This is a genomic window from Streptomyces sp. NPDC002057 (assembly GCF_040296665.1).
In the GTDB taxonomy this organism is placed as follows: domain Bacteria; phylum Actinomycetota; class Actinomycetes; order Streptomycetales; family Streptomycetaceae; genus Streptomyces.
Window position 1 is genome coordinate 124,265 of the sequence record NZ_JBEOXR010000010.1, and the last position, 19,998, is coordinate 144,262.

Genomic DNA, 19,998 nt, shown 5'->3' on the forward strand with positions numbered 1-19,998 from the left:
CCACCGTCCGCACTCCCCGTACACCTCGTACTCCCGTACCCCCCGTACACCCTCGTACCCCCGTACGAGCCCCTCCGTACGACGACGTACGGCACCTCCACATCCCCAACTCCCCCACCGGAGGATGCACGTGGACCGCACCACCACCCGCCCGCACGGACGCCGCTGGCTCGGCGGGGCCCTCGCGCTCGCCGTCGGCTCCGGGCTCGTCCTCGTCGGCGGAGCCGGCACCGCCCAGGCCGCCGACGTCAACGTCGCCAAGAACGCCGGATTCGAGAACGGCCTCGCCAACTGGGCCTGTTCCGCCGGGAGCGGCGCCGCCGTCTCCTCCCCGGTCCGCACCGGCGCGGGCGCCCTCAGAGCCACTCCGGCCGGACTCGACAACGCCAAGTGCGTGCAGACCGTGACCGTGAAGCCCAACTCGACGTACACGCTGAGCGCCTGGGTGCAGGGCGGCTACGCCTACCTCGGCGCGAGCGGCACCGGGACCGGCACCGGCACCGTCTCCACCTGGACGCCCGACAGCGCCTCCTGGAAGCAGCTCACCACCACCTTCACCACCGGGGCGAGCACCACCTCGGTCGAGATCTACACCCACGGCTGGTACGGCACCACCCCGTACTCCGTCGACGACGTCTCCGTCTTCGGCCCCGACGGGGGCGGCGGCCAGGACCCCGACCCGGTCGTCCCGTCCACCCCGGCCGGACTCGCGGCGGGCACCGTCACCTCCTCCTCCGTCGCCCTGAGCTGGAACGCCGTCTCCGGCGCCACCGGCTACAAGGTGTACCGGGACGGCGCGAACCCGCAGGTCGTCAGCGGCACCTCGGCGACCGTCTCCGGACTCACCGCCGACACCGCGTACCAGTTCCAGGTCGCCGCGACGAACTCCGCGGGCGAGTCCGCGAAGTCCGCCGCCGTGTCGGCGCGGACCGCCAAGGTGACCGACCCGGGCCCCGGCCCGGCCGTGCCCAAGCACGCCCTCACCGGCTACTGGCAGAACTTCAACAACGGCGCCACGGTCCAGAAGCTGCGGGACGTGCAGTCGCAGTACGACATCATCGCCGTCTCGTTCGCCGACTCGACGGCCACGCCCGGCCAGATCGTCTTCAACCTCGACCCGGCCGTCGGCTACGCCTCGGTCGCCGACTTCAAGGCCGACATCGCGGCCAAGAAGGCGGCCGGCAAGTCCGTCATCATCTCGGTCGGCGGCGAGAAGGGGAACGTCACGATCAACAGTGACGCCTCCGCGACCGCCTTCGCGAACAGCGCCTACACGCTGATGCAGGAGTACGGCTTCAACGGGATCGACATCGACCTCGAACACGGCATCAACTCCACGTACCTGACCAAGGCGCTGCGCCAGCTCTCCGCCAAGGCCGGCTCGACCATGGTCCTGACGATGGCGCCGCAGACCATCGACATGCAGAACACGGGCACCGAGTACTTCAAGACCGCGCTCGCCGTGAAGGACATCCTCACGGTCGTCAACATGCAGTACTACAACAGCGGTTCCATGCTCGGCTGCGACGGCAAGGTCTACAGCCAGGGCTCGGTGGACTTCCTCACCGCGCTCGCCTGCATCCAGATCCAGGGCGGTCTCGCGCCGTCCCAGGTCGGCCTGGGCGTCCCCGCCTCCACGCGGGGCGCGGGCAGCGGCTACGTCGACCCGCAGATCGTGAAGAACGCGCTCGACTGCCTGACCAAGCTCACGGGCTGCGGCACCTTCAAGCCGGCCCAGGCCTGGCCGACGCTGCGCGGCGCGATGACCTGGTCGACCAACTGGGACGCGACGGCCGGCAACGCCTGGTCGAACGCGGTGGGCCCGCACGTCCACAACCTGCCGTAACCCATAACCCGTAACCAGTACCCCGTAGTCCGGGGTCCGGGGTCCGGGGTCCGCAGCACGCAGTACGCGCCCCGGAGCCGTCCCCGACAGCACGGAAGCCCCACCGCAGCGCCGCCGCTCCCCCGGCGGCGCTGCGCCGTTCCGCCGGCCGGTCGTCCCGGCCGATCCCGGCAGTCGGCGCCTCGGGCGGTCGTCTCAGCCGGGCAGGAACCGGGCCAGGACCCGTTCGAGGTCCTGGACCCACTCGTCGACCCTCGCCGACCGCCGCCCGTCGATCTCGCAGTCGTAGGTGGTCCCGTCGTACAGGAGGACGGCGACGCGCAGCCACCGGCCGCGCCGGGTCCGCTCGTACCGTACGGCTCCGATCTCGGGCCAGGTGAACTCCGCCTCCTCTTCGAGGAGCTGGAGGCAGACCCCGGCGCCGTCCACGACGATCCCGTAGATCCGGTCGGCGGCCACGAACTCCGGTACGGGCCGCGGGGGCGCGGTGGGCGGCGGCGGCACGAACAGCGTCGGCGTGGGAGCGGGAGCCGGAGCAGAGGGCGCCGGGTACGCGGGAGGCGCGTCCACCGGGGTCGGCGTCGGTACGGGGGTCGGCGGCGTCCGCACCACCGCGTCCCGCACCTCCCCCTCGGCGTCCCGCACCTCCCCCAGCGCGTCCAGGATCTCCTCCGGCGTGGGCCGCTCGTACGGGTTCTTGGCCAGGCAGCGGCCCACGAGCCCGCGCAGCGCCTCCGGCACGGAGGCGAGGTCCGGGGCCTCGTGCACCGCCCGGTACATGAGGCCCATCGGCGTCCCGTCCCCGAAGGGACGGCCGCCCGCCGCGGCGACGAGCACCGCGCCGAGGGCGAAGACGTCGGCGGCGCCCGTCACCTGCTCCCCGAGGGCCTGTTCGGGGGCGAGGTAGCCGGGGGTGCCGAAGGCGGCGCCGGTGGCGGTGAGCCGGGTCGACTCGACCGCACGGGCGATCCCGAAGTCGAGGACGCGGGGTCCGTCGGGGGCCATGACGATGTTGCCCGGCTTGAGGTCGCGGTGGACGAGTCCGCAGGCGTGGATGGCCTCCAGGGCCTCGGCGAGCGCGGCCCCGAGCGAGCGCAGCCGCCCTTCGCCCATCGGGCCCTCGGCGGTGACGAGTGCGGAGAGGGTGGGGCCGGGGATGTAGGCGGTGGCGAGCCAGGGCGCCTCGGCGTCGGGGTCGGCGTCGACGACCTGGGCGGTGTGGAAGCCGCCGACCTGACGGGCCGCCTGGACCTCGGCGCGGAAACGGGCGCGGAAGGAGGGGTCGGCGGCGAGTTCCGGCCGGGCCACTTTGACGGCGACGGCACGCCCGCCGCGCGATCGGGCCAGGTAGACGGTGCCCATGCCGCCTTCGCCTAGCTTGTGCTCGATGACGTATCTACCGATGAGGGTCCCCACGCGGGACAGTATGGCCGAACTCACCATCTTGACCGGTCCATGACATAGCTCCACCATGTGGCCGGACACCCACGCACGTCCGGACACCCGCACGAGTTGTCGCACACCCCCACACTCCCCACCCAGGAGACGACATGCGACGTCCCACCCGCGGCAGAAGGTCCGCCACCCTCGCGGCCCTCGTGGCGCTCGCCCTCGCGGCGCCCCTCTCCGCCCTCACCACACCCGCCGGGGCCGACCCGGCGCCGACCGCCGCCCGCATCGCCTCGGGCGCCGAGGAGGTGATCCGGCAGTACGAGGTCGCCGGGCCCTCCACCCCGGCCGCCCGCACCGCGCTCGCCGCCACCGGCGTCTCGATCGACGAGGTCGACGCCCGCTCGGTCGTCGTCAGCGCCAACACCGAACAGCTCGGGAACCTCAAGGCGCTGGGCTACAAGCCGGTCGCCCTCCCCGGCCCGCCGAACCGCTCGGCCGAGGGGGACGGACACGGCCACGGCGTCGGCGCGCTCGACTTCCCGTCCGCCGACGCGAGGTACCACAACTTCGCCGAGATGAACGCGGAGATCGACCAGCGGCTCGCCCAGTACCCGTCCATCATGAGCAAGCGGGTCATCGGGAAGTCGTACCAGGGCCGGGACATCGTCGCCATCAAGATCAGCGACAACGTCGCCACCGACGAGAACGAGCCCGAGGTCCTCTTCACCCACCACCAGCACGCCCGCGAGCACCTCACCGTCGAGATGGCGCTCTACCTGCTGCGCGAACTCGGCGCGGGGTACGGCAGCGACTCCCGCGTCACCAACGCCGTGAACGGGCGCGAGATCTGGATCGTGCCGGACCTCAACCCGGACGGCGGCGAGTACGACATCGCCAGCGGCTCCTACCGCAGCTGGCGCAAGAACCGGCAGCCCAACTCCGGCTCCTCGTACATCGGCACGGACATGAACCGGAACTGGGACTACAAGTGGGGCTGCTGCGGCGGCTCCTCCAGCTCCAAGAGCTCCGAGACCTACCGCGGCACGGCCCCCGAGTCCGCCCCCGAGGTGAAGGTCGTCGCCGACTTCGTCCGCTCCCGGGTGGTCGGCGGCAAGCAGCAGATCACCGCGGCCATCGACTTCCACACGTACAGCGAGCTGGTCCTCTGGCCCTTCGGCTGGACCACGGCCAACACCGCGCCCGGCATGACGCTCGACGACCGGAACGCCTTCGCCGCCGTCGGCGGGAAGATGGCCGCGAGCAACGGCTACACGCCCGAGCAGTCCAGCGACCTGTACATCACGGACGGCTCGATCGACGACTACCTGTGGGGCGCGCACAAGATCTTCGGGTACACCTTCGAGATGTACCCGGCCTCGTCCTCGGGCGGCGGCTTCTACCCGCCCGACGAGGTGATCGAGCGCGAGACGAGCCGCAACCGCGACGCCGTCCTGCAGCTCCTGGAGAACGCGGACTGCATGTACCGCTCGATCGGCAAGCAGGCGCAGTACTGCGCGGCCTGACGTCCCGTACGCACCCCTGGGCACGCCGCCCGTGACAGGGCGCCCCGGCGGACCACCGCCGGGGCGCCCGCGCGTCACGGACCGGCCGCTCGACCGAGGAGACCCGGCCGAGGAGACGTCGGTCGAAGAGGCTCCCACGGAGAGGATCGGACGGAGAGGCTCAGACGAAGAGACTCAGCAGGGCCGCCACCGCGAAACCGGCCAGCGAGAGCACCGATTCGAGGACGGTCCAGGACTTGAGGGTGTCCCGCTCGCTGATGCCGAAGTACTTCGAGACGATCCAGAAGCCGCCGTCGTTGACGTGCGAGGCGAAGATCGAACCGGCCGAGATCGCCATGATGACCAGGGCGAGGAAGGCCTGCGAGTGGTCCCCGCCCTCGACCAGCGGGAGCACGATGCCGGCCGTGGTGACGATGGCGACCGTCGCCGAGCCCTGGGCGACCCGCAGCACCAGGGAGATGAGGTAGGCCAGCACGATGACGGGGAGACCGACGTCGTGGAAGGTGTCGGAGAGCGCCTGGGCGACACCGCTCACCTTGAGCACGGCGCCGAAGACCCCGCCCGCCCCCACGACGAGCAGGATGTTGCCGACCGGCTTGAGGGAGGAGGTGGACACCTGCTCCAGGGACTTCCGGGACCAGCCGCGCCGGATGCCCAGCAGCCAGTACGCCAGGAAGAGCGCGATCGTCAGGGCGACGAAGGGGTTCCCGAAGAACTCGATGACGGAGCGGAGCGTGGACGCGTCGAGCGCGATCGACGAGAAGGTCGCGGCGAGGATGAGCACCAGCGGCGTCCCGATGATGAGGAGCACCGTGGAGAGGGCGACCGGCGCCTCGGCGTCGCCGGCCCGCTCGGCGGCCACCTTGGACCTGGCCTCCTCGGCGGCCTCGACCATGTCCTGCGGGACCGCGACGAAGAGCCGGCGGCCGATCCAGCCGGCGTACGCCCAGGCGGCGAGGACGGCGGGGACGCCGACGAGGACGCCCATCAGGATGACCCAGCCGAGCGAGACGTGCAGCAGGCCCGCGGCGGCGACGGGGCCGGGGTGCGGCGGGAGGAAGGCGTGGGTCATGGAGAGCCCCGCGAGGAGCGGCATGGCGTAGAGCAGGATCGACTTGCCGGACCGCTTGGCGGCGGCGTAGACGAGCGGTGCGAGGACGAAGATGCCGACGTCGAAGAAGACCGGGATGCCGAAGATGAGCCCGGTGAGGCCCATGGCGAGCGGGGCCCGCTTCTCGCCGAAGACGCCGAGGAGGCGGCTGCTCAGGACCTCGGCGCCGCCGGAGACCTCCAGGATCGAGCCGAGCATGGTGCCCAGGCCGATGATGATCGCGACGTGGCCGAGGATGCCGCCCATGCCGGTCTCGATGACGGAGGTGGCGGCGGACTTCTGGACGGTGCCGAAGAGTTCGGTGACGGAGAGGCCGGCGGCGAGGCCGACGCCGATGGAGACGGCGAGCAGCGCGACGAAGGGCTGGAGCCGGATCTTGATGATCAGCACGAGCAGCACGGCGATGCCGAGGGCGGCGACGGTGAGCAGTCCTGCGGTGCCGGGTATGAGGTGGAGCAGTCCACCGGTGTGCGGGGGCGCGGCGGGGTTCATGGCGGGGGGAGGCCTCGCTTTGGGGTAGGGGGGAGCGCGGCACGGCGTTCGGGGGGCGAACGCCGTGCCGTGGAGCGGCTGGTTCAGGTGGATCGGTTCAGGTCCGTTCGGGCCGGGTGGGCTCGGGTCGTGCGGGCCGCGGGGCTTCGAGCCGTACGCGCTCGGGTCGGCCGGGGCGGCCGGCGGTGGCTCAGCCGAGGACGGCGAGGGCGTCGATCTCGATGAGGAGGCCCTGGGGCAGACCGACGTAGACCGTGGTGCGGGCGGAGGCGGGGGCCTGGAGGCCCTGCTCCTGGAAGTACTGGTTGTAGATCGCGTTCATCTCGGCGAAGTGGTCCACGTCCGTGAGGTAGACGCGCGTCATCATCACGTCGTCCCAGCTCGCGCCGCCCTCCTCCAGGATCGCCTTGACGTTGGCGAAGGTCTGGAGGGTCTGCTCGCGCAGGGTCGGGCCCGCGACCTTCGGGGCCTCGCCCTCGACGGCGGGCAGGAAACCGACCTGGCCCGCGACCTGGAGGATGTTGCCCTTCTTCACGCCGTGCGAGAACTTCGCGGGCGGGGTGGTGTGGGTGGCGGGGGTGAGGGCGATCTTCTCGGTCATGCGCTGTCCTTGTTCGGGGAGGTGCCGGAGTACTCCCGGCTGATGGCGTCCGCGGTGCGGCGCACCTGCGGGAGGAGGGTGAGGAGTTCCTCGGCCGTGACGACCACGTTGGGCGCCGAGACCGACATCGCGGCGACGACGCGCCCGTCGGCGCCGCGGATCGGGGCGCCGACGCAGTTGATGGACTCCTCGTGGCCGCCGAGGTCGGTGGCCCACCCCTGTTCGCGTACGGTCGCCAGCTCCTTGAGGAAGGCGGCGGCGTTCGGGGTCGAACGGGGCGTGTACGGGGGGTAGTCGAGCTTGGCGGCGATGGCGCGGCGCTCGGGCTCGGGCAGGTCGGCGAGGAGGAGCTTGGCGACGGCGGCGACGGTGATCGCGACGGGCTTGCCGATGCGCGAGTACATGCGGACCGGGTAGCGGCTCTCGACCTTGTCGATGTAGAGGACCTCGCCCTCCTCGTGCACGGCGAGGTGGATCGTGTGCCCGATGCGTTCGTTGAGCGCGGCGAGGTGGGGGTGCGCGATCTCGCGGATGTCGAGGTTCTCGACCGCTTCCTGGGCGAGGGCGAAGAGCCGGGCGCCGAGGCGGTAGCGCTGGTCCTGCTGGCGGTAGACGAGGCCGTGCTCGTGCAGGGTGCGCAACAGCCGGAGGGCGGTGGACTTGTGGACGCCGAGTCGGTCGGCGACCTGCCCGAGGTCGGCGGGACCCTGCGCGAGCAAGGGCAGGATGCTGAGCGCCCGGTCGACGGTCTGGCTCATGGTGTACGTCCCTCCTGGTCGTCCCCCGTCCAGCCGGGGCCGAGCTGAAGTGTGCCCCAGGCGGTCGGGTCGAGGGCGGCGAGCCGGTCGGCGTGGGCGCGGCGGGGCGGCGTGGCCAGGTCGCCGGGGACGGTGAGGGCGGCGGCGGCCAGGAGGTGGCCGTGCCGGAGGCGGGCGGTGGCGTCGAGCCCGCGGAGGGTGGCGGAGAGGAATCCGGCGGCGAAGGCGTCTCCGGCCCCGACCGCGGCGACGACGTCGACGCGGGGGGCGGGCACGTACACGACGGAGTCGTCACCGGCGTCCGTACGCGCGCTCGTACCGGCACCGGCAGGGCCACCCATTCCGCCCCCGGCCCCGGTGCGTTCGTAGACCGTCGCGCCGTCCGCGCCCCCCTTCACCACGAGGACCGCCGGCTCGGGGAGCGCCGCGCGGATCGCGGCCGGCCCGGTGAGGCCCCAGGCCTGCTCCGCCTCGTCGGCGCCGACGAAGACGAGGTCGGCGCCGCGGGCGAGTTCCAGGAGGACGGGGCCCGCGGTGGCGGGGCCGTCGCGCCACAGGCCGGGGCGGCAGTTGACGTCGAAGGAGACGAGGGGGCGGTCGTCCCTGGGTGCCGTGAGGGCGCGCATCAGGGCGAGGCAGTCGTCGGAGAGGGCCGCGGTGATGCCGGTGAGGTGGAGGACGCGGGCGTCGGAGAGGGTCTCGTACGGCACGGTCGCGGGTGACATCGCGGAGGCCGCGGACCCGGCGCGGTAGTAGACGACCTCGTGGGCGTCGGTGGCCCGGTCGGCGGCGGTGCGGAAGTAGACCCCGGTCGGCCGGCGCGGGTCGCGGTCCACGGCGGTGACGTCGACGCCGTAGCCGCCGATGGTCTCGACGAGGTGGTCGCCGAACCCGTCCTCGCCGACCCGGCCGACCCAGCGGGTCCGGTGCCCCGCGGCGGCCAGGGCGCAGGCGACGTTGGACTCGGCGCCGCCGATCGCGCGCTCGAAGGCCGGTACGTCGGCGAGGCGACCCGGTCGGGAGGGAAGGAAGGTGACCATGGACTCGCCGAGGCACACGACATCCACAGGCGGTTCTCCGGCCACTCTCGCGCTCCCTTGCGACTCTCGCGGGGTCCATTGACCCGGCCTTGGCCCGGATGCTAGACAGCATTGAGCGACATACGCAATGGCTGTTGCACACTCCGCAACGCTTCGATGAGGAGGCCTCATGCCCGACCTGGCGAACGAGCGCGTCGACCACCGCTTCAAGGCCCTGCCCCCGGACGCCGAGGGCCTGACCGTCGGTGAGCTCGCGGCCCAGCGGCGCAACCTCTTCACCGGCGGGTTCACCACCCCCGTCCTCGCCCTCTCCGCCGAGTCCGTCGAGCACAACCTCCGCCTCCTGGAGACGTACGCGGAGCGCCACGGCCTTGCGTTCGCCCCGCACGGCAAGACCTCCATGGCCCCCCAGCTGTTCGACCGGCAGCTGGCGCACGGCGCCTGGGGCATCACCGCGGCCGTGCCCCACCAGGCCCGCGTCTACCGGGCCCACGGCATCGCCCGGATCTTCCTCGCCAACGAACTCGTCGACACCGCCGCCCTGCGCTGGCTCGCCGCCGAACTCGACGCCGACCCCGGCTTCCGCTTCGTCTGCTACGTCGACTCGGTCCGGGGCGTGGAGCTGATGGACGAGGCCCTGCGCGCCGCCGGAGCGGCCCGCGCCGTGGACGTCGTCGTGGAACTGGGCGCCGGCGAGGGGGCCCGTACCGGAGTCCGTACGGAGGACGGGTGCGCGGCCGTCGCCGACGCGGTCGCCGCCACCACCACGCTCCGGCTCGTCGGCGTCGCCGGGTACGAGGGCGAGGTGCCGGGGGCCGACAGCGAGCGGGTACGGGCCTGGCTGCGCCGCCTCACGGGGCTCGCCGCCGAGTGGGACAAGGCCAGCCGGTTCGCGGAGACGGACGAGATCGTCGTCAGCGCGGGCGGCAGCGCCTGGTTCGACACGGTCGCCGAGGTCTTCGCCGAACTCCCGGCCCTCTCCCGGCCCGTGCTGAAGCTGCTGCGCTCCGGGGCGTACGTGTCGCACGACGACGGCCACTACCGGAAGCTGACCCCCTTCAACCGGGTGCCCGAGGAGGGCGCCCTGGAGCCCGCGTTCCGCCTCTGGTCGCAGGTCGTCTCCCGCCCCACCCCCGAGCAGGCCTTCACCAACGCGGGCAAGCGCGACGCCGCCTACGACCTGCACCTGCCCGAGGCGCAGGTGGTCCGCGACGGCCGCACCGGCGAGATCCGCCCCGCCGAGGGCATCACCGTCACCGGTCTCTCCGACCAGCACGCCTGGGTGCGGACGGAGGCGGGCGCCGATCTTGAGGTCGGCGACTGGCTGGGCACGGGCCTGTCCCACCCGTGCACGTCCTTCGACAAGTGGCAGCTGATCCCGCTGGTCGAGGCGGACGGCACGGTGGTCGACTACATCCGCACCTTCTTCTAGATCGACGCGGTCGCCCCGGTCGCCCCGGTCGCCCCGGTCGCCCCGATCGCCCGGGTCGTCCCGGTCGCCCGGCCACCCGTCACCCCAGCCACCCGGCCGCCCCGGTCACAGCGGCCTCGCCCCGATGCCCCGATCCCCCGATCCCCCGATCCCCGATCCTTCCGAAGGAGCCCCCATGGACCTCGTCTTCCGCGACGCGGAGGTCGTCGACGGCACCGGCGCCCCCTCCTACCGCGCCGACGTCGCGGTCGACGGCGGCCGGATCGCGGCGATCGTCAAGGAGGGCGCGGCGGCCGGCTGTCAGCGCCCGAGCGCCCGGCGCGTCGTGGACGCCGGGGGGCTCGTCCTCTCCCCCGGCTTCGTCGACATGCACGCCCACAGCGACCTCGCGCTGCTCCGCGACCCGGACCACAGCGCGAAGGCCGCGCAGGGCGTGACGCTCGAAGTGCTCGGGCAGGACGGTCTGTCGTACGCCCCGGTCGACGACCGCACGCTCGCGGAGGTCCGGCGGGCGATCACCGGCTGGAACGGGTACGGCGACGACATCGACTTCGACTGGCGCACGGTCGGCGAGTACCTGGACCGCCTGGACCGGGGGCACGACGGCCGGGGCATCGCCGTCAACGCCGCCTATCTCGTCCCGCAGGGCACGGTCCGCATGCACGCCGTGGGGTGGGAGGACCGCCCCGCCACCGAGGCCGAGCTGAACCGGATGCGCCGGCTCGTCGCGGACGGCCTGCGGGAGGGCGCGGTCGGGATGTCCTCCGGGCTGACCTACACCCCGGGGATGTACGCGCCCGACTCCGAGCTCACGGAACTCTGCCGGGTCGTGGCGGAGTACGGCGGCTACTACTGCCCGCACCACCGCTCGTACGGGGCGGGAGCCCTCGAGGCGTACGAGGAGATGGTGCGGCTCACCCGCGACGCGGGCTGCGCCCTCCACCTCGCCCACGCCACCATGAACTTCGGCGTGAACGAGGGCCGGGCGCCCGAGCTCCTCGCCCTCCTCGACGGGGCCCTCGACGCGGGCGCGGACATCAGCCTCGACACGTACCCCTACACGCCCGGCTGTACGACGCTGGTCGCCGTGCTGCCGAGCTGGGCGGGCGAGGGCGGCCCGGAGGCGGTGCTCGCGCGGCTCAGGGACGACGAGACGGCCGAGCGCATCCGCCACCACCTGGAGGTGATCGGCTCGGACGGCTGCCACGGGGTGCCGGTCGAGTGGGACACCATCGAGATCTCGGGGGTGTCGGAGCCGGCCCTCGCGGAGTTCGTGGGCCGCCGCGTGGACGGCTGGACCACGGCCCGCCGGCTCCTCCTGGAGGACCGGCTCGGCACGACGATCCTCCAGCACGTGGGCCACGAGGAGAACGTCCGGACGATCATGCGGCACCGGGTGCACACGGGCGGTTCGGACGGCATCCTCCAGGGCACGAAGCCGCACCCCCGCGCGTACGGCACGTTCCCGCAGTACCTGGGCCGGTACGTGCGCGAGCTCGGCGTCCTCTCCCTGGAGGAGTGCGTGGCCCACCTGACCTCCCGCCCGGCGGCCCGCCTGCGCCTCCGCGACCGGGGCGAGGTGCGCGAGGGGTACGTGGCGGACCTGGTCCTCTTCGACCCGGAGACGGTGGCGGCGGGCTCGACGTACGCGAACCCCCGCGCCCTCCCGACGGGCATCCCGCACGTCCTGGTCGACGGCCGGTTCGTCATGGAGGACGGCCGGCGCACCGACGCCCTAGCGGGCCGTTCGATCCGCCGCGCCGCCTAGGGCGACGGGCGCCGTCTCCGCCGCGCCCCAGGACTCGCGTCTCATCCACCAGAGGCCCAGCGCCGCCACGACCCCCGCGACCACGAACCCGTACCAGGGCGTCCGGCCCGAGGGCGCCGTCTCGTACACCAGCGCCGCCGACAGCACCATCAGGACCTGCCCGGCCCGGCTGCGCCAGGCGGCCGCCGCGACGACGGCCGTCCCCCACAGCAGGTACCAGGGCTGCACCATCGGCGAGAGCGCGACGAGGGCGACCAGGGAGAGCCCGAGGCCGAGGACGGGATCGAGCCGCCCCCGCCAGGCCCGCCATGCCAGCGCGAGGATGACGACGACGGCGACGAGCAGGCCCAGCTGCTGCACGACGCCCTTCACGGGGTCGGGGTCGTCCCCGAACAGCAGCCCGAGCCCGAGCCCGAGATCACTGCTCACGGAGAGCGCCGTGTGGATCGTCCCGGCGACGCTCTGCGTCCGGACCCACCCGAAGCCGGTCCCGGCGAGGACCGTCGCCCCCGCGGCCACCGCGCCCGCGACGGCGCCGGGCAGCACGAGGCCCTTGGCCACCCCCCGTGCGCCCCCGTCACGCCGGGCGATCATCACGCCGATGAAGAGCAGCGCGACCACCGCCGGCGACTTGACCATCATGGCGAGGCCGACGAGGACGCTTCCGAGCACCCAGCGTCCGCGCACGGCGAGCAGCACCCCGCCGAGCATGAGGCCGATCATCAGGCCGTCGTTGTGCATGCCGCCGACGACGTGGATGAGCAGCAGGGGGTTGAGGGCGGCCAGCCAGAGCGCCCCGTCACGGCCGCCGGGCCCGCCGCCGAGCCCCCGTACGGCCCAGACGATCAGCGCGAGCGCGCCGACCGCGAGGACCCGCATGCCGAGCACGGCGGGGACGATCTCGCCGCCGGTCGCCTTGACGACCAGCTGGGCGAGGACGAGGAAGACCGGTCCGTACGGCGCGGGGGTGTCGGTCCAGTGGCCGCCGACGCTGGCGGCCGCGTCCCGTCCGAGCTCGTCGGGGCCCAGGACGGCGGGTCCGCCGCCGTAGACGTCGTGCCCTTCGAGGACCATGGCGCCCTGCGCGATGTAGCTGTAGACGTCGGCGCTGTAGAGGGGCGGGGCGAGGAGCAGCGGCGCGGTCCACCAGGCGAGGGTGGTGAGCACCCCGTCGCGCACGCCTCGGGCGAGGAGGACGCCGTACCGCCACCAGGCGGCGACGAGCAGGGTCAGGCCGAGGTACGCGAGGAGGGCGCCGGCCACGGTGAGCGCGGAGCCGCGCGGCTCCCACAGGCCCCAGCCGCCGCGTACCGGCAGCGTCCCGGCGGCCCACCCGCCCACGGCGACGGCGAGCGAGCCGGCCGCACCCAGCCGGCGGCATCCGGAAGCACGGAAATCCCACATGACGGGCCAACCTATCCCGCCGGGCCGGGGACCCCTATTCCACGGTCGGGACGCGGGTGTCCCACGGTCGGGACCCCGGGTATTCCACGGTCGGGACCGCGGGCGCGTTCCGCGGCCGGGCCCGCCGGGGGCCCGTCCCCCTGTCCGACGTGTCCCAAAACACGAGGCGTCCCGGCCGACCCGGCCGTAAGCTCTCGTCATGCAGGTGATCCAGTCCACGAAGCTCGCCAACGTCTGTTACGAAATCCGGGGTCCGGTGCTCGAAGAGGCGATGCGGCTTGAGGCCGCGGGTCATCGCATCCTCAAGCTCAACACGGGCAACCCGGCCGCCTTCGGCTTCGAGTGTCCGCCCGCCATCCTGGAAGACGTGCTGCGCAACCTCTCCGAGGCGCACGGCTACGGCGACGCGAAGGGGCTGCTCGCGGCCCGCCGCGCGGTGATGAGCCACTACGAGACCAAGGGCATCCCGCTCTCCGTCGAGGACATCTACCTCGGCAACGGCGTCTCGGAGCTGATCCAGATGTCGATGCAGGCGCTGCTCGACGACGGCGACGAGGTCCTCGTGCCGGCTCCGGACTATCCGCTGTGGACGGCGTCGGTCTCGCTCGCGGGCGGTACGGCCGTGCACTACCGCTGCGACGAGCAGGCGGACTGGATGCCGGACCTCGCGGACATCGAGCGGAAGATCACCGACCGCACCAAGGCGATCGTGATCATCAACCCGAACAATCCGACGGGCGCGGTCTACGACGACGAGATGCTGCGCTCCCTGACGGAGATCGCCCGGCGTCACGGTCTGGTCGTCTGCTCGGACGAGATCTACGACAAGATCCTCTACGACGGCACGACGCACACCCCGACCGCCGCCATCGCCCCGGACCTCCTCTGCCTCACCTTCAACGGGATGAGCAAGAACTACCGGGTGGCCGGCTTCCGCTCCGGCTGGCTCGCGGTCTGCGGCCCGAAGCACCACGCGACCTCGTACATCGAGGGCCTGACGATCCTCGCGAACATGCGCCTCTGCGCGAACATGCCGGCGCAGCACGCGGTGGCCGCCGCGCTCCAGGGCCGGCAGTCGATCGAGGACCTGGTGCTGCCGGGCGGGCGGCTCCTGGAGCAGCGGGACACGGCGTACGAGCTGCTGACCCAGATCCCGGGCGTGACGTGCGTGAAGCCGAAGGGCGCGCTGTACCTGTTCCCGCGCCTCGACCCGAACGTGTACAAGATCAAGGACGACCGGCAGATGGTCCTCGACCTGCTGCGGGCCGAGAAGATCATGGTGGTGCACGGGACGGGGTTCAACTGGCACGAGCCCGATCACTTCCGGATCGTCACGCTGCCGGCGGCGGCGGACCTGGCCGACGCGGTGACCCGGATCGGCCGCTTCCTGGACGGCTACAGCCAGCCCTGAGCGATCTCTCCGGACCGGACTCAACTTTAGACTGAATCTAAGCTAGGATGGCTCCAGAGCACTCAGGAGGCTGTCCCATGTACGAACCGATCCGCACCAAGTCGGTCCACCGGACGGCCGACGACGCCCACGACACGTACCCGCACCTCTCCCGCGAGGAAGAGCTGGACATCCAGCTCGCCGGCCACCTCTCCGCCCTGCTCGCCGTCACCGACGAGCTCGGCGACACCGAGGCCGGCGAGCGGATCGCCCGGCAGGTGGCGCGGCTGCGCGGCGCACCGCCCGCGCGGCACGCCGGTCTGAGCGGCTCGTCCGCGCGGGACCTGCACCACAGGGCCCACGCCCTCGCGGGCCGCGCCCTGGTCGTCGCCGCCTCCCGGGCCGACACGGCCGCCGCGATCCTCGCCGCCCAGCGGATGGACGCGCACACCGCGGCGCTGGCCGGGGAACCCACCCTGGCCGCGGCCGGCACCCCCTGACGGCCCCGGTCCGCGCGGCACGAACCGCGCGGACCGGGCGCCACCCACCCGCCGCCGGGCCCACCGGCTCGGCGCCCCACCCCCTGGGCCCGGGGATACGGTACTCCGCCCTCCGGTTCGGTACCGGGATCGCCCCTTCACGCCTCGTCCACCCAACTCCCCCTGGAATGTGGGTTTCCGCGAGCACGCTGCCCGCGTGAGACGCATCCTGGGAATCGTCCTGGCCGTCCTGCTCCTCGGCGGCGTGGCCGCCGTCCTCGTGACGGGCGGCGACAAGGACACGGGCACGGCGACGAAGACCGTGCGAGGAGTCATCGGGTCGGAGAAGGCGGAGTTCTTCGCCGACCCCCACGTGGTGAAGGCGCTGGCCGCGAAGGGCCTCACCGTGCGCACCGAGACCTCCGGGTCCTGGGACATGGACGAACTGCCCCTCGACGGGTACGACTTCGCCTTCCCGTCCTCCAAGGGGCCCGCCGACGAGCTCCGCGCGAAGGCCGGCGGCCGGGCGGCGAGCGCCCCGCTGCGCCCCTTCTACTCGCCGCTCGTCGTCGTCGCGCACAGCACCGCCGCCCGGGTCCTCGCCGGGAACGGCCTCGTGACCCTGGGCGCGCGCGGGACCAGCGGCACCCTGCGGATGGACGCCTATCTCGCGGCGGCCCGCGCCGACCGGACCTGGCAGCAGCTCAAGGGGGCCGCCGGCCACGCCGAGCTGAGCGGCACCCTCTTCATCACCTCCACCGACCCGGTCGCCTCCAACTCCGGCGCCCTGTACCTCGCCGCCGCGAGCTACGTCGCCGACGGCGGCCGGGTCGCGGGCGACAGGGCGGCCATCAGCCGTACGGCCCCGCTCCTGCGCAAGCTGGTCCAGGTCCAGGGCGCCCAGCAGTCCGGCTCCGACGCCCCCTTCCGGGACTTCGTCAGCGGCGTCGGGAACCCGCTCGTCCTCGTGTACGAGTCCCAGGTCGCCGCCCAGCTGCTCGCCGGGCGCCCGATGGGCGACCTCGTCGTCCTCTACCCGGACACCACGGTCAACAGCGACCACACCCTCGTACCGCTCACCGAGAACGGCCGGACCCTGGGCGAACTCCTCGCCACCGATCCCGGGCTGCGCAAGCTCGCGGTCCGGCACGGCTTCCGGCCGCAGGGCGCGGCGAGCGAGTTCGACGCGGCGACCGACCCGCACACCGAGTACCTCAACCAGACGCTGACCGGAGTCCGCCAGGCGCCCGTGCCCACCAGCGAGGTGCTGCACGAGATGGCCCTGCGGGCCCGCGACCAGGGGGACACCGCATGACACCGCCCGCCGATCCGAGAAGGACGATGGCCCTGACACCGCCCGAGCACGACACACCGCTCGTCCTCACCCCGCCCGAGCCCGTTCCTGCGGTCCGTGCCGAGCAGGCCTCCGGCCTGGTGCCGCTGGACGAGGCGACCCGTACGGAGATGTCCCGCCGGGCCGCCGCGTACGTGGGCTCGATCGAGGGACTCGACCCGCGCTCCCCCGAGTTCGCCGGCCGCGTCGACGAGATCGCGGGCCTGGGCGCGGGCGAGATGCGCTCCGCGGCCCGGCAGTCGAACCGCATGCTCGACCGTACGGTGCGCTCGCTCGGCTCCGGCGCCCCCGGCGGCGACGCCCGGTCCCGGGTCGGCTCCTCCCTCGTCGAGCTCCGGCGCACCGTCGAGGACCTGGACCCCCGGGACACCCCCGGCAGGGGCCTCAAGGGGCTGCTCTCGAAGCTCCCCGGCGGCAACAGGCTCCGCGACCACGTGGCCAGGTACGCCTCCTCGCAGACCACCCTGAACCGGATCGTCGGCGCGCTGCGCGGCGGCCAGGACGAACTGCGCCGCGACAACGCCGCGTTGCTGACCGAGCGGGCCCAGCTCTGGGAGACCATGGGCAAGCTCCAGGAGTACGCGGTGCTCACCGACGCCCTCGACGCGGCCGTGGAGCGGCGCGTCGCCACCACGCCCGACCCGGCGCAGGCGGACGCGCTCCGCGCCGACCTCCTCTTCCCGGTCCGGCAGAAGCACCAGGACCTGCTGACCCAACTCGCCGTCTGCGCGCAGGGGTACCTGGCTATGGACGTGGTCCGGCGGAACAACGACGAGCTGATCAAGGGTGTGGAGCGGGCCGCGACGACGACCCTGTCGGCGCTGCGGATCGCGGTGATGCTCGCTTCGGCGCTGGAGCACCAGGGGAAGGTCGCCGAGCAGGTCGACGTGTTGCGCTCGACGACCGAGGACCTGATCCGCGGCAACGCCGAGATGCTCGCCACCCAGGCGGGCGAGATCCAGCGGATCGCGGCCGACCCGGCGGTGGGCACGGAGACGCTCCGCACGGCCTTCCAGCAGATCTACCGGACGCTCGACGCCATCGACACGTACAAGGCGCGGGCGACGGAGTCGATGGCCGCGACCGTCGAGTCGCTGACCGCCGAACTCCAGGAGGCGAGCGCCCACCTGGCCCGCGGCCGTCGCGCCGGAGCCCCGGAAGGCGGTGGCCCGGCATGAGGACCACCCCCGGGGCGCCCGGCGCCGCCCGGAAGCACCGCGCCCTCACCCGGACGCTGGCCGGGCTCGCGCTCGCCCTGCTCGTCACCGCCACCGGCGGCTCCTGCGGGGCCGGCGACCGGACCGGGCCCGACGACGGGAAGGGCCAGGCGCTCACGCCCGGCACCCTCCGCGTCCTGGCCTCCTCCGAACTCTCCGACATGGAGCCCGTCCTGCGGTCGGCCCGGACGGCGACCGGCGTCGACGTCCGCCTCACCTACACGGGGACCCTGGACGCCGTCGAGCAGATCGCGTCCGGCGCGGCGGAGCAGGCGTACGACGCGGTCTGGCTCTCCTCCAACGACTACCTGCGGCTCCGCCCCGACACCGCGAAGAGGATCACCGGCGAGACGCCGGTGATGGTCTCGCCGGTCGCCCTCGGGGTGCGGCCGGCGGCCGTCGCCCGGCTCGGCTGGGACCCGGCGAAGGTCACCTGGTCGCAGCTGCACCGGGCGGTCGCCGACGGGAGGCTGACGTACGGCATGACGGATCCGGTGCGCTCCAACTCCGGTTTCTCCGCCCTCGTCTCGGTGGCCTCGGGGCTCTCCGGCGCCCAGGCCGCGCTCACCGAGGCGGACGTACGCCGGGCCACCCCGAAGCTCAAGGAGTTCTTCACCGGCCAGAAGCTGACCTCGGGCTCCTCCGGCTGGCTGGCCACCGCCTACGGCCGTCGCGACGACGTCGACGCCCTGGTCAACTACGAGTCGGTGCTGCTGTCCTCGTTCCGGTCGGGCGAGCTGACCGTGATCCGGCCGACCGACGGCGTCGTCACCGCCGACTATCCGCTGACCCTGCTGACCTCCGCCCGCCCGGAGGCGAAGGAGGCGGCCGGCCGGCTGACGACGTACCTGCGCACCCCCGACGTCCAGCGCCGCATCACGGAGTCGACGCTGCGCAGGCCGGTGGTGGCCGGGGTCCGTCCGGCGTCGGCGCTCGCCCGGGACCAGCGGCGCGAGCTGCCGTTCCCCGGCAGCCGGGCGGTGGCGGACGGTCTGCTCGACGCGTACGACAACACCCTGCGCAGGCCGTCCCGCACGGTCTACGTGCTCGACACCTCGGGTTCCATGAGCGGCGAGCGGCTGGAGCGCCTCAAGGCGGCCCTGGCGGAGCTGACCGGTGACTTCCGGGACCGGGAGGAGGTCACGCTGATGCCGTTCGGCTCCGCGGTGAAGCGCGGCGAGGTCCGTACGCACACCGTCGACCCGGCCTCGCCGAGGGCGGCGCTGGACGCGATCAAGGCCGACGCGGGGAGGCTCTCCGCCTCCGGCGGCACCGCGATCTACTCCAGCGTCCAGGAGGCGTACCGCTTCCTCGGGAAGGCGCCCGGCGACACGTTCACCTCCGTCGTCCTCATGACGGACGGGGAGAACACCGACGGCGACCCGGCCTCCGCCTTCGACGCCTTCTACCGCTCCCTGCCCGCCGGGCAGCGGCGCACCCCGGTCTTCCCGATCCTCTTCGGGGACTCCGACCGCGGCGAGCTCGGCCACATCGCCGACCTGACCGGCGGCAGGCTCTTCGACGCCACCCGGGGCTCGCTCGACGGCGCCTTCGAGGAGATCCGTGGCTATCAGTGACCGGCTCCTCGGGTACGCCGGGTCCCGCAAGAACCTGACGGGCTGCGTCTGCGGTCTGGCCGGCGTCGGCGTCACGCTCACCGGGGCGGCGGGCGGCCTCTGGCCGCTGGTGGTCGCGGGCCTGTACGCGGCCGGGGCGCTGATCGCCCCGCCCGAGCGCCCGGACACCCCGGAGTTCCCGGGCGCGGGCGAGCAGCTCGACGCGCTGCGGGCCGACTTCGCGACCCTGCGGGCGTACCTCGCCGAGGTGGAGCTGCCGCCCGCCGCGCGTGAGGCCCTCGACCGGCTCGACACCCTCGTCGAGGCCCTGCTCGAACCGGGCTGGGTGAGCGACCCGGAGCATCTGCACGTGCTGGCCCGCGCGGTGCGGCAAGACGTTCCGGAGGCCGTCGACACGTTCGTACGGACGCGGTGGTGGTCGCGGTTCACCTCGGGCGCCGAGGACCCGGAGAGCCATCTCGGACGCCAGCTGGCCGCGCTGCACGAGGAGGCGGCGGCGATCGCCACCGCCCTGCGGGAGGCGGAGGCGATCCGGCAGCGGATCCACACGCGGTACGTGGAGGAGCGCGGCGGCTGACCCGGGCGGGCCGCCCGGTTCCGGACGTGCGCCGGCC

Annotated in this window: 16 protein-coding genes; 10 read left to right on the top strand and 6 right to left on the bottom strand. The window is 73.2% G+C overall.

Features of this window, described 5'->3' with window-relative positions; translation table 11 throughout:
• Nucleotides 1-124: 124 nt before the first annotated feature.
• The gene (locus ABT129_RS11465) at nt 125-1,846 is read left to right on the top strand and encodes a chitinase (protein WP_351899606.1); all 1,722 of its coding nucleotides are present in this window, start codon (nt 125-127) and stop codon (nt 1,844-1,846) included.
• 195 nt (nt 1,847-2,041) lie between these two features.
• Here ABT129_RS11465 and ABT129_RS11470 read toward each other — a convergent pair whose 3' ends face one another.
• The gene (locus ABT129_RS11470) at nt 2,042-3,289 is read right to left on the bottom strand and encodes a serine/threonine-protein kinase (protein WP_351899609.1); all 1,248 of its coding nucleotides are present in this window, start codon (nt 3,287-3,289) and stop codon (nt 2,042-2,044) included.
• Between the two features lie 107 nt (nt 3,290-3,396).
• Between ABT129_RS11470 and ABT129_RS11475 the strand changes: the two genes are divergently transcribed.
• On the top strand, nt 3,397-4,761 hold the full coding sequence (locus tag ABT129_RS11475; protein ID WP_351899611.1) for a M14 family metallopeptidase: 1,365 nt from the start codon (nt 3,397-3,399) through the stop codon (nt 4,759-4,761).
• 160 nt (nt 4,762-4,921) lie between these two features.
• Here ABT129_RS11475 and ABT129_RS11480 read toward each other — a convergent pair whose 3' ends face one another.
• The 4 genes from ABT129_RS11480 to ABT129_RS11495 all read right to left on the bottom strand — a co-directional run bounded on the left by ABT129_RS11480 (nt 4,922) and on the right by ABT129_RS11495 (nt 8,763).
• Nucleotides 4,922-6,364: a GntP family permease gene (locus ABT129_RS11480; RefSeq protein ID WP_351899614.1), complete on the bottom strand. Its 1,443-nt coding sequence runs from the start codon at nt 6,362-6,364 to the stop codon at nt 4,922-4,924.
• 190 nt (nt 6,365-6,554) lie between these two features.
• A complete protein-coding gene (locus ABT129_RS11485) occupies nt 6,555-6,965 on the bottom strand; it encodes a RidA family protein (protein ID WP_351899617.1) in 411 nt (136 codons plus the stop codon).
• A complete protein-coding gene (locus tag ABT129_RS11490; RefSeq protein ID WP_351899620.1) occupies nt 6,962-7,723 on the bottom strand; it encodes an IclR family transcriptional regulator in 762 nt (253 codons plus the stop codon). The genes ABT129_RS11485 and ABT129_RS11490 overlap by 4 nt, the downstream gene beginning before the upstream one ends.
• Nucleotides 7,720-8,763, bottom strand: a complete 1,044-nt coding sequence (locus tag ABT129_RS11495; RefSeq protein ID WP_502981726.1) for a sugar kinase — start codon at nt 8,761-8,763, stop codon at nt 7,720-7,722. The genes ABT129_RS11490 and ABT129_RS11495 overlap by 4 nt, the downstream gene beginning before the upstream one ends.
• Before the next feature lie 169 nt (nt 8,764-8,932).
• Here ABT129_RS11495 and ABT129_RS11500 point away from each other — a divergent pair, with 169 nt between their 5' ends.
• Both ABT129_RS11500 and ABT129_RS11505 read left to right on the top strand, forming a co-directional pair.
• Nucleotides 8,933-10,195, top strand: a complete 1,263-nt coding sequence (locus ABT129_RS11500) for an alanine racemase (RefSeq protein ID WP_351899625.1) — start codon at nt 8,933-8,935, stop codon at nt 10,193-10,195.
• Nucleotides 10,196-10,370: 175 nt separating this feature from the next.
• The gene (locus ABT129_RS11505) at nt 10,371-11,963 is read left to right on the top strand and encodes an N-acyl-D-amino-acid deacylase family protein (RefSeq protein ID WP_351899628.1); all 1,593 of its coding nucleotides are present in this window, start codon (nt 10,371-10,373) and stop codon (nt 11,961-11,963) included.
• On the opposite strand, the gene mptB is transcribed toward ABT129_RS11505, so the two are convergent.
• Entirely contained in the window at nt 11,931-13,367 is a 1,437-nt protein-coding gene (mptB, locus tag ABT129_RS11510; RefSeq protein WP_351899630.1) for a polyprenol phosphomannose-dependent alpha 1,6 mannosyltransferase MptB, read from the bottom strand. The genes ABT129_RS11505 and mptB overlap by 33 nt on opposite strands.
• Before the next feature lie 199 nt (nt 13,368-13,566).
• Here mptB and ABT129_RS11515 point away from each other — a divergent pair, with 199 nt between their 5' ends.
• The 6 genes from ABT129_RS11515 to ABT129_RS11540 all read left to right on the top strand — a co-directional run bounded on the left by ABT129_RS11515 (nt 13,567) and on the right by ABT129_RS11540 (nt 19,961).
• Complete coding sequence (locus tag ABT129_RS11515) at nt 13,567-14,778, top strand: pyridoxal phosphate-dependent aminotransferase (RefSeq protein WP_351899633.1); 1,212 nt, start codon at nt 13,567-13,569, stop codon at nt 14,776-14,778.
• 77 nt (nt 14,779-14,855) lie between these two features.
• The gene (locus tag ABT129_RS11520) at nt 14,856-15,257 is read left to right on the top strand and encodes an SCO4983 family protein (RefSeq protein WP_351899635.1); all 402 of its coding nucleotides are present in this window, start codon (nt 14,856-14,858) and stop codon (nt 15,255-15,257) included.
• Between the two features lie 169 nt (nt 15,258-15,426).
• On the top strand, nt 15,427-16,551 hold the full coding sequence (locus tag ABT129_RS11525; protein ID WP_351899637.1) for a hypothetical protein: 1,125 nt from the start codon (nt 15,427-15,429) through the stop codon (nt 16,549-16,551).
• A complete protein-coding gene (locus tag ABT129_RS11530) occupies nt 16,548-17,768 on the top strand; it encodes a toxic anion resistance protein (RefSeq protein WP_502981723.1) in 1,221 nt (406 codons plus the stop codon). The genes ABT129_RS11525 and ABT129_RS11530 overlap by 4 nt, the downstream gene beginning before the upstream one ends.
• Nucleotides 17,765-19,384 (top strand): substrate-binding and vWA domain-containing protein, encoded by a 1,620-nt coding sequence (locus ABT129_RS11535; protein ID WP_351899642.1) that lies wholly within the window; start codon nt 17,765-17,767, stop codon nt 19,382-19,384. The genes ABT129_RS11530 and ABT129_RS11535 overlap by 4 nt, the downstream gene beginning before the upstream one ends.
• Nucleotides 19,371-19,961, top strand: a complete 591-nt coding sequence (locus tag ABT129_RS11540; RefSeq protein ID WP_351899644.1) for a prefoldin domain-containing protein — start codon at nt 19,371-19,373, stop codon at nt 19,959-19,961. The genes ABT129_RS11535 and ABT129_RS11540 overlap by 14 nt, the downstream gene beginning before the upstream one ends.
• The last annotated feature ends 37 nt before the right edge of the window (nt 19,962-19,998 follow it).

Coding starts and splice junctions, on each gene's coding strand:
- ABT129_RS11465 (WP_351899606.1), top strand. CDS start 125: ATGCACGTGGACCGCACCACCACCCGCCCGCACGGACGCCGCTGGCTC.
- ABT129_RS11470 (WP_351899609.1), bottom strand. CDS start 3,289: ATGGTGAGTTCGGCCATACTGTCCCGCGTGGGGACCCTCATCGGTAGA.
- ABT129_RS11475 (WP_351899611.1), top strand. CDS start 3,397: ATGCGACGTCCCACCCGCGGCAGAAGGTCCGCCACCCTCGCGGCCCTC.
- ABT129_RS11480 (WP_351899614.1), bottom strand. CDS start 6,364: ATGAACCCCGCCGCGCCCCCGCACACCGGTGGACTGCTCCACCTCATA.
- ABT129_RS11485 (WP_351899617.1), bottom strand. CDS start 6,965: ATGACCGAGAAGATCGCCCTCACCCCCGCCACCCACACCACCCCGCCC.
- ABT129_RS11490 (WP_351899620.1), bottom strand. CDS start 7,723: ATGAGCCAGACCGTCGACCGGGCGCTCAGCATCCTGCCCTTGCTCGCG.
- ABT129_RS11495 (WP_502981726.1), bottom strand. CDS start 8,763: ATGGTCACCTTCCTTCCCTCCCGACCGGGTCGCCTCGCCGACGTACCG.
- ABT129_RS11500 (WP_351899625.1), top strand. CDS start 8,933: ATGCCCGACCTGGCGAACGAGCGCGTCGACCACCGCTTCAAGGCCCTG.
- ABT129_RS11505 (WP_351899628.1), top strand. CDS start 10,371: ATGGACCTCGTCTTCCGCGACGCGGAGGTCGTCGACGGCACCGGCGCC.
- mptB (WP_351899630.1), bottom strand. CDS start 13,367: ATGTGGGATTTCCGTGCTTCCGGATGCCGCCGGCTGGGTGCGGCCGGC.
- ABT129_RS11515 (WP_351899633.1), top strand. CDS start 13,567: ATGCAGGTGATCCAGTCCACGAAGCTCGCCAACGTCTGTTACGAAATC.
- ABT129_RS11520 (WP_351899635.1), top strand. CDS start 14,856: ATGTACGAACCGATCCGCACCAAGTCGGTCCACCGGACGGCCGACGAC.
- ABT129_RS11530 (WP_502981723.1), top strand. CDS start 16,548: ATGACACCGCCCGCCGATCCGAGAAGGACGATGGCCCTGACACCGCCC.
- ABT129_RS11535 (WP_351899642.1), top strand. CDS start 17,765: ATGAGGACCACCCCCGGGGCGCCCGGCGCCGCCCGGAAGCACCGCGCC.